The following is an 11,495-nucleotide window of genomic DNA, read 5'->3' as shown; positions in this document are numbered from 1 at the left end:
GCAGGCATGGAAGTCAGGATACTGGACCCGCGCATTCGCGACTGGGGGATCCCCGATTATCAGACACCGGGATCGGCGGCGGTGGATCTGTTCGCCTGCCTGGACGCGCCCTTGGATATCGCTCCCCAAGCCCCGGCGGTGCTGATCAGCGCAGGCATCGCCTTGTCCTTTGACGATTTTTCGTGCGCGGCCCTGATCCTGCCCCGGTCCGGGCAGGGGCACAAGCGGGGGCTTGTGCTGGGCAATTCCACCGGGCTGATCGACCCCGATTATACGGGCGAGATCCTGATCAGCACGTGGAACCGCAATCCCCCCGGATCCCCCCCGATCGCCATCCAGCCGGGCGAACGTATTGCGCAGATGATCTTTGTTCCGGTCCTGCGCCCCGCCTTTTCCGTGGTTGACCGTTTCAGCCGGGAAACGGCGCGGTCGGCGGGCGGCTTTGGCTCGACCGGAGCCTGAGAGGCGATGCTGGGCTTTTGGCTGTTGGTCGGGATCGCGGTTGCCGGATGGGTCTTCGGCCTTCCGCGCCGGTGGCTGCTGGGCGCGCTTGTGCTGGCCTGGGCGGTGATCGAGCTGGCCCATCTGGCCGGCATGGGCGCGGTGTTCGGCGGATCGGCGCGCGGCTGGCTGGTTGCGGGCGGGCTTGCGGGGCTGGTCATGGCCTATCGCGCGGGGCTTGCACGGCTGCGGGCGGGGGCGGTGGCTGCCGATCCGCCCGCGCCACCGCCGCCCGGGATCAGCGATGCCGAACTGGACCGCTATGCCCGCCATCTGGTGCTGCGAGAGATCGGCGGGCCGGGCCAGATGCGGCTGCGCGACGCAAGGGTGCTGGTGGTGGGCGCGGGGGGGCTGGGCGCGCCGGTCTGCCTGTATCTGGCGGCAGCGGGCGTGGGCCGGATCACGGTTGCCGACGATGACACGATCAGCCTGTCGAACCTGCAACGCCAGGTGATCTTTCGCAGCGACCAGCAAGGACAGGGCAAGGCCCAGGTGGCCGCTGGGGCAATGCAGGCGCTGAACCCAGGCGTCGACGTGACCGCCCTGCCGCGCCGCATCACAGGGGCCGATGACGACCTGATCGCGCAGCACGATCTGGTCCTGGACGGCACCGACAGCTTTGCCGTGCGGGACATGATCAACCGCGCCTGCGTCGAGGCGGGCGTGCCGCTGATCGCCGGGTCTATCGCGCAATGGGAAGGGCAGGTCACGATGTATGACCCCACGCGCGGCGGACCCTGCCTGGCCTGCCTGTTCCCCACCGCCCCTGCGCCGGGCCTTGCCCCCCCCTGCGCCGAGGCCGGGGTGGTCGGTCCCTTGCCCGGCGTTGTCGGCAGCCTGATGGCGCTTGAGGCGATCAAGCATCTGACCGGGGCGGGGCAGGGCCTGCGCGGGCGAATGCTGATCTTTGACGGGCTTTACGGCGAAAGCCGGATGATCGGCACGGCGCGGCGCCCGGATTGCCCAGTCTGCGGATCGGGTCTGGAAGGCGGTCCGCAGGCATCCTAGGATCGTGCCAACCAAGGAGGCGACGATGAACCCTGAACTGATCCGCTGGACCGGCCCCGAGGGACTGCCGCGCTTCGACCAGATCGCGGACGACGATTTCGCCCCTGCCTTTGACCGTGAACTCGCCGCAGCCGAAGCCGCGATGGAGGCGATTTCCGCCAATCCCGACGCCCCCAGTTTTGCCAACACGATTGCCGCCCTGGAAACGGCCGAGGACGGCTTGAACCGGATGCTGTCGATCTTCTACACCTTGGCGAATGTCGATTCGAACCCGGCAAGAGAGGCCCAGCAACGCGATTTCGCACCGCGTCTTGCGGCCTATAACAGCAAGACCGGGATGGACCCGCGCCTTTATGCCCGCGTCAAGGCTGTCGCTGCCACGGCGGACAGCCTGCCGGCCGAAGATCGGCGCATCACCGATCTGGCGCTGCGCGGGCTGACCCGATCAGGGGCGGGGCTGGATGACGCGGCGCGCGACCGCATGGCCGAAATCCGCGCCCGCATGGCCGTGCTGACCACGCAGTTTTCCCAGAACGTGCTGGCGGACGAACGCGATTATGTCTTGGCGATCCCGGACGACCGGCTGGAGGGATTGCCCGACTGGCTGCTGCGGTCCATGCGTGCGGCGGCAAAGGCGCGGGGGATGGACGGTCAGGTCGTCACCCTGTCACGGTCGCTGATCGTTCCGTTCCTGGAATATGCCAGCGACCGAACCCTGCGCGAAGTGGCCTTTCGCGCCTGGTCCGCGCGGGGCACGGGGCAGGGGGCCGGGGGCGCGGCGACGGACAACCTGCCGTTGGTGAGGGAGATCCTGGCGCTGCGCAACGAACGCGCCCGCCTGCTGGGCTATGCCGATTTTGCGGCCTTCAAGCTGGAACCGGAAATGGCAGGAACCGCCGACCGCGTGGCCGATCTGCTGGGCCGGGTATGGGAACCGGCCCGCGCCCGCGCAGCCAGCGATGCGGCGAAACTGACCGCGATGCTGCACGAGGATGGGGTGAACGGCGCGCTGGAACCTTGGGACTGGCGGCTTTATGCGGAACGGCTGCGGCGGCGGGAACATGATTTCGATGCCGATCAGGTGAAACCCTATCTGACGCTGGACGCAATGCTGGGCGCCATGATGGATGTCGCGCACCGCCTGTTCCGGCTGGAGTTCCAGCCCTTTGAGGCCCCCCTGTGGTCGCCCGATGCCCGTGCCTGGCGGATCACGCGGGACGGGCAGTTGATGGCGATCTTCGTGGGGGATTATTTCGCACGGCCCTCGAAGCGGTCGGGGGCGTGGTGTTCGTCGCTTCAGGTCCAGCACAAGATCGGCGCAGGCCAGCGGCCCATCGTGGTAAACGTCTGCAACTTCACCCCGCCCGAAGGTCCGGGCGCGCCCGCCTTCCTGTCCTGGGACGATGCCCGCACCTTGTTCCACGAATTCGGCCATGCGACGCATCACATCCTGTCGGACGTGACCTGGTCGTCGATTTCGGGGACAGCGGTGGCGCAGGATTTCGTGGAACTGCCCAGCCAGCTTTACGAACACTGGCTGGAACAGCCCGCCGTGCTGGACGCCCATGCGCGCCACCACCAGACGGGCGAGCCGCTGCCCGCCGATCTGCGCGACCGGCTGCTGGCGGCGGGCAAGGCCGACGCGGGCTTTTCCACGACCGAATACCTGGAAAGCGCGCTTGTCGATCTGGCCTTCCACCGGGGCGATCCGCCTGCCGATCCTATGGCCGCACAGGCGCGCGTGCTGACAGGCTTGGATGCGCCCACGGCGATCCCCATGCGCCACGCCACGCCCCATTTCAGCCATGTCTTCAGCGGCGACAGCTATGCCAGCGGCTATTACAGCTATATGTGGTCCGAGGTGATGGACGCCGATGCCTTTGCCGCCTTCACCGAAACCGGTGACATCTTTGACCCGGCAACCGCGCAGCGGCTGGAGAAGACGATCCTATCGCGCGGCGGATCGGCCCCGGCGGACCAGTTGTGGCTGGCCTTTCGCGACCGGATGCCGGGTGTCGAGGCGCTGCTGCGAGGGCGGGGACTGGCCTAGTCCCGCACCTCGTTCGCGTCCACGCCCCAGATCGAGGATTTCGGCACCCAGCCGCGTTGGCCGCCGCCGGAAATGCGGCACCAGTCCGGTTCGCATTCGCCAAGCCGCACGATGGCGCCCATTTCGGCCCGCGCCACGATGTTCGCATCCGGGTGGGGGCGGCTGCGCAGTTCCACCATGTCCTGCGTCACAAGCGCCGTGCGCACGCCAGACAGAAGCGCGTAATGGATCCAGCCGCCCGCGCCGTCCTTGTCCTCGACCCGGCGCCAATGGCCGAATTCGGCGACCACCCGCAACGGCATCCCGGCATGGCGGAACACCCAGTCGATGCGGTGCGACAGGCTGGGGCCGCGCCGGGCATTGCCCTCGGACCCCTTGAGGCTGACATAGCGGGGGACGGGCAGGTTCGTGACCGGACCCCGCACCTCTCCTCCGCCCTGGTCCTGAACACGGACGATCTGCGCATCGGCCGATCGCGGCACGCCGTCCGCCCCGGCCAGCGCCAGCGTCACCGATGCAGCCACGATCGCGGCCCCGCCACCCAAAAGCGTCTTTATCCTCATGTCCTGCCCGTTCCTGCCGACCGCCATTCCAGCGGCCCTTGTCTGCCCCTTGCGGGGACGCCGGGGCGTCCCGATGGGGTCTTGTGCGCGCCCCATATCGCGGGCAGTTTGCCAAAAGCGGCGGCGCTTTGAAAGGCCGCCACGACATGACATCGAGAAAGTGAGGCCATCATGCACAGCCCTCAGCCCTCGCGCCAGAAACTGCGCGTCGTCGTGACGCGCCGCCTGCCCGAGGCAGTCGAGACGCGCATGAAGGAACTGTTCGACGTCGTGCTGCGCGACGACGACGCCAAGATGTCGCGCGACGATCTGGCGGCGGCGATGCGCGGGGCGGATGTGCTGGTGCCGACCGTGACCGACCATATCGACGCCAACCTGCTGGCCCAGGCGGGTGAGCGGTTGAAGCTGATCGCAAATTTCGGCGCGGGCGTGGATCACATCGACGTTCATTCCGCCCGGCAGCGCGGGATTCTGGTGACGAACACGCCCGGCGTCGTGACCGAGGATACGGCCGACATGGTCATGGCGCTGATCTTGGGCGTCACGCGCCGCATCCCCGAGGGCATGGCGGAAATGCAGGCGGGCCGCTGGGGCGGCTGGGCGCCCACGGCGCATCTGGGCGGGCGCGTCGGCGGGCGGCGGCTGGGGATCCTAGGCATGGGCCGGATCGGGCAGGCCGTGGCGCGGCGGGCCAACGTGTTCGGGATGCAGGTCCATTACCACAACCGCAAGCGCCTGCGCCCCGAGGTCGAGGAAGAGTTGCAGGCAACCTATTGGGAAAGCCTGGACCAGATGCTGGCGCGCATGGATATCGTCAGCGTGAACGCGCCGCATACGCCGTCCACCTTTCACCTGCTGAACGCGCGGAGGCTGAAGTTGCTGAAGCCCACGGCGGTGGTGGTCAACACCTCGCGCGGCGAGGTGATCGACGAAAATGCCCTGACGCGGATGCTGCGGGCCAAGGAAATCGCGGGCGCTGGCCTGGACGTGTTCGAGCATGGGCACGAGATCAACCCCCGCCTGCGCGAACTGCCGAACGTGGTCCTGCTGCCCCACATGGGCTCGGCCACGGTCGAGGGCCGGGCCGAGATGGGCGAAAAGGTGATCATCAACATCAAGACCTTTGCCGACGGCCATCGCCCGCCGGATCTGGTCGTGCCGTCGATGTTGTAAGGCAGGGGGCGCTGCCCCCCTCCCCGTTCCGGGGACGCCCCCGGGATATTTTCCGTGATGAAGATGAGACCGTGATGACGAATGGTGTCGGGATCGGGGCACGCTGGGCCGTGTCGGCGCTGTTTTTCGCGAACGGCCTGGTGGTCGGCAGCTGGGCGCCCAAGCTGCCCGCGATGATGGCGCGGCTGGGTATCGGCGAATCCGTGGCGGGGCTTTTGGTGCTGGCGCTTGGGGTGGGGTCGATCTGCCTGATGCCGGTCTTTGGCGCCTTGGTGGCGCGGCGCGGGTCGGCCCATGCGGTCAGGCTGGCGGCGGTGTTGTTCACGCCCAGCCTGATCTGGATTTCGCTGGCCCCGACCACCTGGGCGGTCGCCGCCGCTGTTCTGGTCTTTGGCGGTCTGATCGGCGGCATGGATGTGGCGATGAACGCCAATGCCGTGGCGGTCGAACGCGCGCGGCGGCGGGCGATCATGTCGTCCTGCCACGGATTCTGGTCGTTGGGCGGCCTTGCGGGCGCGGGCGCGGGCGGCCTGGCCATTCAGGCCTTGGGCGAGGTGACCCATGCGCTGATCGTGACGGGCATCGTGGCCGGGATCCTTGCGATGGCTTTTCCCCGGCTGCTGCGCGACAGCCCGGCGGGGGAACAGAAACATCAGCCCTTGCGTCTGCCGCGCACGCCCCTGCCTTACCTGATCGGGGTGATGGCGCTGGCCTCGATGATCCCCGAAGGGGCGATCCTGGATTGGGCTGCGGTGTATCTGCAACGGGAAATGGGCGCGTCCCTAGCGGTGGCGGGATGGGGCTTTGCGGCCTGTGCGGGAACAATGGCGGTGATGCGGTTTCTGGGCGACGAACTTCGGCGGCGCCACGGCGCAGTCAGGACGCTGCGGGTCAGTGCGGCGATCGCCATGGCGGGGCTGGCCCTGGCAGGGCTGGCGGGGTCGCCCCTTGTGGCGCTTATGGGCTTTGGCCTGGCGGGGATCGGCATCGCGAACATGGTCCCCATCGCCTTTTCGGCGGCGGGCAATGTGCCGGGTCTGGCGCAGGGAGTGGGCCTGTCGGTGGTCACGGCCATGGGTTATTCCGGCATCCTGCTGGCGCCTGGCAGCATCGGGTTCCTGGCCGAGCGGACAGGTTTTTCAGTCATCTACCTAGGCCTGTCGCTGTTGCTTCTGGTGCCGTTGCTGATGTCGCCCCTGGCCCGGACCGCCGATTTCGAGGGTTAGGCCCGCACCACGCCCGCGACCAGCATCACCGACACAAGCGCCAGCCAGACCGAAGCCGCGCGTTGGATCACCGCCATCCGCCCCATGCCGCCCTGTCCCCGTTGGGCGAGGCATCCGGCCCCGCCCCAGATCATAGCCACGCTGGCGGCCGTCATGCAGAACAGCGCCAACCGGCCTGCAAATTCCGGCGCAGCGGGGCTTGGCAGCAGGACCAGGGCAATGATCAGCGCCTTGGGGTTCAGGGCCGTGGTTGCATAAACCCGCCGCGCCGTGATGTCGCCGCCCGCCTGGGCCAGCGATCCGTGTCCCCACAGCTTGACGGCCAGGATCATCACCCAGGCCGCCGCAGCCAGCTTGGTCGCCTGCGCGACCATCGGAAAGTCCGCCAGCAGGCTGTGGCCCATGAAGGCCAGGGGCAGGATCGTGGTCAGATAGCCCAGGATTTCCGCCGGAAGCAGCCGAGCCACGCGGCGCAGACCTGCCGAGGCCCCGGCAAGGCCCATCAGGGTATTGGTGGGGCCGGGCGTCAGCAGCAGCCCCAGAACGGCGGTAAGAAAGGCGGCAAGGGTCATGATCATCCGTCGCGTTGGTCAATGCGGCAGATACCGGCTTGCCTGCCGTGCGGCCTTGATCTGGGTCAGTCACCGATAAACGTTGTCATCCCCCGGAAAGCTTCGGTCCCGCACCGCCGCTGCATAATCCGCGATGGCGCGGTCGGCCGCCGCGCCCAGTTCCGCGAACCTGCGCACGAAGCGCGGCACCCGTGCGGTCAGGCCCAGCATATCGTCCAGCACCAGGATCTGCCCGTCGCAGCGAGCCGAGGCGCCGATGCCGATGGTGGGCACCGCCACCGCCTCGGTGATGCGGTCGGCCAGGGCCTCGACCACGCCTTCCACGACGATGGAAAAGGCCCCGGCCTCGGCCACGTCAGCCGCATCCTGCAAATGGCCCGCCCAGCTGTCCGTTTCCCGGCCCTGGGTCTTGAAGCCGCCCAGGGTATGGGTGGCCTGTGGGGTCAGGCCGACATGGCCCATCACCGGGATGCCCCGTTCGGTCAGGAACCGGATGGTGGGCGCCATGCGGCTGCCGCCTTCCAGCTTCACCGCCCCGCAGCCGGTCTCGCCCATGATCCGGGCGGCGTTGCGGAAGGCCTGCCCGGGGCTTTCCTCGTAGCTGCCGAAGGGCATGTCGATCACCACCATCGCGCGGCTGCTGCCCCGCATCACCGCCTGGCCGTGCAGGATCATCATCTCGGTCGTGACGCCGATGGTCGAGGGCAGGCCGTGGATCACCATGCCCAGGCTGTCGCCCACAAGGATGATCTCGGCATGGGGATCGACCAGTGCCGCCATCGGTGCGCTATGGGCAGTCAGCGCGACAATGGGCGTTCCCCCCTTGCGGGCGGCGATCTGGGGGGCGGTGATGCGCCGGACAGGGGCTTGGGCGGACATGGGTATCAGCCTTTCGGATGGGCGACACGTTGGTCGATCAGCAGCACGTCGCCAAAGCGGACAGCCAGCAGGATTACCACAGGCGCCCGGATGGTGGCGATGCGCGACAGGTCGGCCGCGTCGCGGATGTCGATGGAGCGGACATGGGCCAGGGGTTCGGTCCCGATGAGGCAGCGGAGTTCTCTCCGGACCTCAGAGAGGCTCGCGCCATTGGTTACCATCTCGGCAGCCCGATCGAGGGCATGTTTCAGAATCGGGGCTGCAGCCCTCTCAGCCAAGGTAAGGCGCCTGTTGCGCGATGACATGGCCAGCCCGTCGGCTTCCCGCACCGTGGGCACGGACAGGATCTGCACCGGTACGTCCAGGTCGTCCACCATCTGCCGGATCACGGCGAGCTGCTGGTAATCCTTTTCGCCAAAGGCCGCCGCGTCGGGCTGCACGATGTTGAAGAGCTTCGTCACCACCGTCGCCACGCCGCGGAAATGGCCGGGTCGCAGGCGGCCCATCAGCATCCGCGACAGGCCGGTGACCTCGACCACGGTCTGTGCGCCGGTACGATAGATGTCGGCAACCGTGGGCAGGAACACCGCATCGCAGCCCGCCTGTTCCAGCAAGGCGAGGTCGTTTTCCTCGTCGCGCGGATAACTTGCCAGATCCTCGTTCGGGCCGAACTGTGTGGGGTTCACGAAGATCGACACGACCACCTGCCCGCCGCCTTGCGCATCAAGCCAATCACGGGCATGGGCCAGCAGCGACAGGTGCCCGTCATGCAGCGCGCCCATGGTCGGCACCAGGGCCACTGGCCCCGCGCCCCTTCGCCAATTGCGCATCGCCCGCCTGTCGCGGCAAATCTGCATTCCGGCCCCCGTCCCTGGTGGCGCGCACCCTAAGGGACCATGACAGATTCGCGCAAGTGCTGCGCTGCAGCATGTCGTTTTTCGCCATTATAGGTCGGGCCTATCGAACCGGCTGGCGCAAGCCGTGGCAGTAACGGACACAACAACAGGCCCAAGGAGTCGCGTGGATGAAGTCGCATGTAAAGGTTCTTGTCGTCGGGGGCGGCGCGGTCGGCTGCGGCGTCGCGCTGCATCTGGCCCGTGCGGGATGGGACACGATGCTGGTCGAACGCGACGAACTGACGGCCGGGTCCACCTGGCACGCGGCGGGCCTGCTGCCGCTGTTTAATATGAATTACGCGACGACCCATATTCACGACTATTCGGTCAAGCTGTACGCGGAACTGGAGGCGCAGACGGGACTGAATGCGGGCTTTACCCGCTGCGGCAACCTGCGTATGGCGCAGACCGACGCGCGGATGGACGAATACATGCTGTATTCCGCCACCGCCGAGACGGTGGGGATCGAGCATCAGTTCCTGACCCCGCAGCAGATCAGGGACCGCTGGCCGCTGGTCCGCACCGAGGATCTGAAGGGCGCGCTGTTCCACCCGACAGACGGCTATATCAACCCCGCGGACGTGACCCAGGCCATGGCAAAGGGCGCGCGCATGGCAGGGGCCACCATCGAGCGTAAGATCCAGGTCAACGGGTATCACTGGACCGGGTCCGAATGGATCGTGACCTGTGAGAAGCTGGTCGAGAAGGGCGGTAACCTGGTCGGTTCGGGCGAGGTGTTCGAGATCCGCGCCGAGCACGTGGTGACCGCCACCGGCAACCACGCGCAGCGCACCGCGCGCCTGCTGGGCATCAAGATCCCCGCGATCCCGGTCGAGCACCAGTATATCGTCACCGAACCTGACCCCGCCTTGGTGAAATGGCGCGCCGAGGGCAACCCGGAACATCCTGTCCTGCGCGATGCCGACGCCAAGTGGTATGTGCGCGAGGAACGCGGCGGCTGGATCCTGGGACCATACGAAAGGAACGCCCCCGCGCGGTTCCTGTATGACGTGCCCGAATCCTTCCGCGCCGACCTGTTCCCGCTGGATCTGGAACGGATCGAGGAGGAATACGTGTCCATGATCCACCGGCTTCCGACGTCGGAAACGGTGGGGCTGAAGGACGATTATAACGGCCCGATCTGCTATACCCCCGACGGCAACCCGCTGGTCGGACCGGCCCCGGGCCTGCGCAACATGTGGCTGGCCGAGGGCTTCAGCTTTGGCATCACCGCAGCGGGCGGCGTCGGCCACTACCTTACGCAGATGATGGTGGAAGGAGAGGCCGAGATCGACATGGCCTCGCTGGATCCGCGCCGCTTCGGCGGCTGGATGACAACGGAATATGCCGCCCGCAAGAACGAGGAGGCGTATGAGAATGTGTTCGTCCTGCACCACCCGGACGAGGAACGCGAAGCCTGCCGGCCCTTGCGGACCTCGCCCGCCTATGACCGGCAAAAGACGCGGGGCGCGCAGTTCGGGCAGGTGAACGGATGGGAACGCCCGAATTATTATGCACCCGAAGGCTTCAACGACCACGACAGCCGCAGCTTCCGTCGCGGCGGCTGGTGGCAATATGCGAAGGCCGAGGCAGAGTCTGTCCGCAACGCGGCAGGCCTGATCGACGCGACTGCCTTTGCCAAGCACACCGTCAAGGGACCGGGCGCGACGGCATTCCTGGACTGGCTGACCACCAACAAGCTGCCCAAGGTCGGTCGCATCAACCTGACCTATGCGCTGACCGACGCGGGCACGACGCGGACCGAATACACCATCGTCCGGCTGGCCGAGGACAGCTATTACCTTGTATCGGCAGGGGCATGGGCGGCCTATGACGGCGATCATCTGGTCAAGTCTGCCGAGGATTTCATGGCGGCGGGCGGCGGATACGTCGGCATCCAGGACGTGACCACCCAGTGGGGCGTCTTTGCCATCGCCGGACCCGCGTCGCGCGACATCATGGCGAAACTTATCCGCGAAGCGCAGCCAGAAACCGCGCTGTCGAACAAGCGGTTTCCCTGGTTGTCGGCCAAGCGGATCGAACTGGGCATGGTGCCGGTCAACGCCATCCGGGTGGCCTATACCGGCGAGCTTGGCTGGGAACTGCACCACCCGATCGAGATGCAGAACCACCTGTTCGACCGGCTGATGGAGGCGGGCGAGCCATTGGGCATGAAGCTGGTCGGCGCGCGGGCCCAGAACTGGCTGCGGCAGGAAAAATCCTATCGCGCCTTCGGCACCGAACTGGGCCGCGACGCGACCCCGCTGGAAGCCGGGCTGGACCGTTTCGTGGACCTGTCCAAGGAGTTCCGGGGCAAGGCCGCGATGGAGGCAAAGGGCATTCGGTCCCTGTGCGTCACCCTGCTGATCGACGGGCCGCAGGACGCCGATCCCTGGGGCCGCGAGGGGATCTTTCTGGACGGTCAAAAGGTCGGGCGCCTGACCTCGGGCGGATATTCGGCGGCATTCGGCAAGCAGATCGGCATGGGCTATGTCCGGCCCGACTTGGCCGCGCCTGGAATCAAGGTCAAGGTCCGTATGTTCCGCGAATTGTGGGATGCCGAGGTGACCGAGGACAGCCCCTATGACCCGCAGAACGCCCGGATCCGCTTGGACGGCTGAACGACA

Annotated in this window: 10 protein-coding genes; 6 read left to right on the top strand and 4 right to left on the bottom strand. The window is 67.2% G+C overall.

Annotated elements, in window-relative coordinates; genetic code table 11:
- Nucleotides 1-6: 6 nt before the first annotated feature.
- From dut to Q5701_RS09160, 3 genes are read left to right on the top strand one after another with little or no spacing between them, the layout of a single operon-like run.
- Complete coding sequence (gene dut, locus Q5701_RS09170; RefSeq protein WP_306754935.1) at nucleotides 7-462, top strand: dUTP diphosphatase; 456 nt, start codon at nucleotides 7-9, stop codon at nucleotides 460-462.
- A 6-nt stretch (nucleotides 463-468) separates the two neighbouring features.
- Nucleotides 469-1,509, top strand: a complete 1,041-nt coding sequence (locus tag Q5701_RS09165) for a HesA/MoeB/ThiF family protein (RefSeq protein ID WP_306754934.1) — start codon at nucleotides 469-471, stop codon at nucleotides 1,507-1,509.
- Between the two features lie 25 nt (nucleotides 1,510-1,534).
- On the top strand, nucleotides 1,535-3,559 hold the full coding sequence (locus tag Q5701_RS09160) for a M3 family metallopeptidase (RefSeq protein WP_306754933.1): 2,025 nt from the start codon (nucleotides 1,535-1,537) through the stop codon (nucleotides 3,557-3,559).
- Here the strand turns inward: Q5701_RS09160 and Q5701_RS09155 are convergent.
- The gene (locus Q5701_RS09155) at nucleotides 3,556-4,149 is read right to left on the bottom strand and encodes an SH3 domain-containing protein (protein WP_306754932.1); all 594 of its coding nucleotides are present in this window, start codon (nucleotides 4,147-4,149) and stop codon (nucleotides 3,556-3,558) included. The genes Q5701_RS09160 and Q5701_RS09155 overlap by 4 nt on opposite strands.
- A gap of 144 nt (nucleotides 4,150-4,293) precedes the next feature.
- Between Q5701_RS09155 and Q5701_RS09150 the strand changes: the two genes are divergently transcribed.
- Both Q5701_RS09150 and Q5701_RS09145 read left to right on the top strand, forming a co-directional pair.
- Complete coding sequence (locus Q5701_RS09150; protein ID WP_234855549.1) at nucleotides 4,294-5,295, top strand: 2-hydroxyacid dehydrogenase; 1,002 nt, start codon at nucleotides 4,294-4,296, stop codon at nucleotides 5,293-5,295.
- Between the two features lie 74 nt (nucleotides 5,296-5,369).
- The gene (locus Q5701_RS09145; RefSeq protein ID WP_306754931.1) at nucleotides 5,370-6,521 is read left to right on the top strand and encodes an MFS transporter; all 1,152 of its coding nucleotides are present in this window, start codon (nucleotides 5,370-5,372) and stop codon (nucleotides 6,519-6,521) included.
- Here the strand turns inward: Q5701_RS09145 and Q5701_RS09140 are convergent.
- From Q5701_RS09140 to panC, 3 genes are all read right to left on the bottom strand, one after another.
- On the bottom strand, nucleotides 6,518-7,099 hold the full coding sequence (locus Q5701_RS09140; protein WP_306754930.1) for a hypothetical protein: 582 nt from the start codon (nucleotides 7,097-7,099) through the stop codon (nucleotides 6,518-6,520). The genes Q5701_RS09145 and Q5701_RS09140 overlap by 4 nt on opposite strands.
- 63 nt (nucleotides 7,100-7,162) lie before the next feature.
- Nucleotides 7,163-7,972: a 3-methyl-2-oxobutanoate hydroxymethyltransferase gene (gene panB, locus Q5701_RS09135; RefSeq protein ID WP_306754929.1), complete on the bottom strand. Its 810-nt coding sequence runs from the start codon at nucleotides 7,970-7,972 to the stop codon at nucleotides 7,163-7,165.
- 5 nt (nucleotides 7,973-7,977) lie between these two features.
- Nucleotides 7,978-8,802 carry a pantoate--beta-alanine ligase gene (gene panC, locus Q5701_RS09130; RefSeq protein WP_373568632.1) on the bottom strand — a complete coding sequence of 275 codons (825 nt, stop codon included), beginning with the start codon at nucleotides 8,800-8,802 and terminating at the stop codon, nucleotides 7,978-7,980.
- Between the two features lie 194 nt (nucleotides 8,803-8,996).
- Between panC and Q5701_RS09125 the strand changes: the two genes are divergently transcribed.
- Nucleotides 8,997-11,489 carry a GcvT family protein gene (locus tag Q5701_RS09125; RefSeq protein WP_306754927.1) on the top strand — a complete coding sequence of 831 codons (2,493 nt, stop codon included), beginning with the start codon at nucleotides 8,997-8,999 and terminating at the stop codon, nucleotides 11,487-11,489.
- Nucleotides 11,490-11,495: the final 6 nt, after the last annotated feature.

Origin of the sequence: Paracoccus actinidiae (assembly GCF_030863885.1) — a bacterium.
In the GTDB taxonomy this organism is placed as follows: domain Bacteria; phylum Pseudomonadota; class Alphaproteobacteria; order Rhodobacterales; family Rhodobacteraceae; genus Paracoccus; species Paracoccus everestensis.
Note: the sequence above shows the minus strand (reverse complement) of the source record. Positions and strands in the feature narration are given on the sequence as shown.

Bases quoted from the DNA above. Each gene is read 5' to 3' on its own strand.
- dut (WP_306754935.1), top strand. From the start codon at position 7: ATGGAAGTCAGGATACTGGACCCGCGCATTCGCGACTGGGGGATCCCC.
- Q5701_RS09165 (WP_306754934.1), top strand. From the start codon at position 469: ATGCTGGGCTTTTGGCTGTTGGTCGGGATCGCGGTTGCCGGATGGGTC.
- Q5701_RS09160 (WP_306754933.1), top strand. From the start codon at position 1,535: ATGAACCCTGAACTGATCCGCTGGACCGGCCCCGAGGGACTGCCGCGC.
- Q5701_RS09155 (WP_306754932.1), bottom strand. From the start codon at position 4,149: ATGGCGGTCGGCAGGAACGGGCAGGACATGAGGATAAAGACGCTTTTG.
- Q5701_RS09150 (WP_234855549.1), top strand. From the start codon at position 4,294: ATGCACAGCCCTCAGCCCTCGCGCCAGAAACTGCGCGTCGTCGTGACG.
- Q5701_RS09145 (WP_306754931.1), top strand. From the start codon at position 5,370: ATGACGAATGGTGTCGGGATCGGGGCACGCTGGGCCGTGTCGGCGCTG.
- Q5701_RS09140 (WP_306754930.1), bottom strand. From the start codon at position 7,099: ATGATCATGACCCTTGCCGCCTTTCTTACCGCCGTTCTGGGGCTGCTG.
- panB (WP_306754929.1), bottom strand. From the start codon at position 7,972: ATGTCCGCCCAAGCCCCTGTCCGGCGCATCACCGCCCCCCAGATCGCC.
- panC (WP_373568632.1), bottom strand. From the start codon at position 8,802: ATGCGCAATTGGCGAAGGGGCGCGGGGCCAGTGGCCCTGGTGCCGACC.
- Q5701_RS09125 (WP_306754927.1), top strand. From the start codon at position 8,997: ATGAAGTCGCATGTAAAGGTTCTTGTCGTCGGGGGCGGCGCGGTCGGC.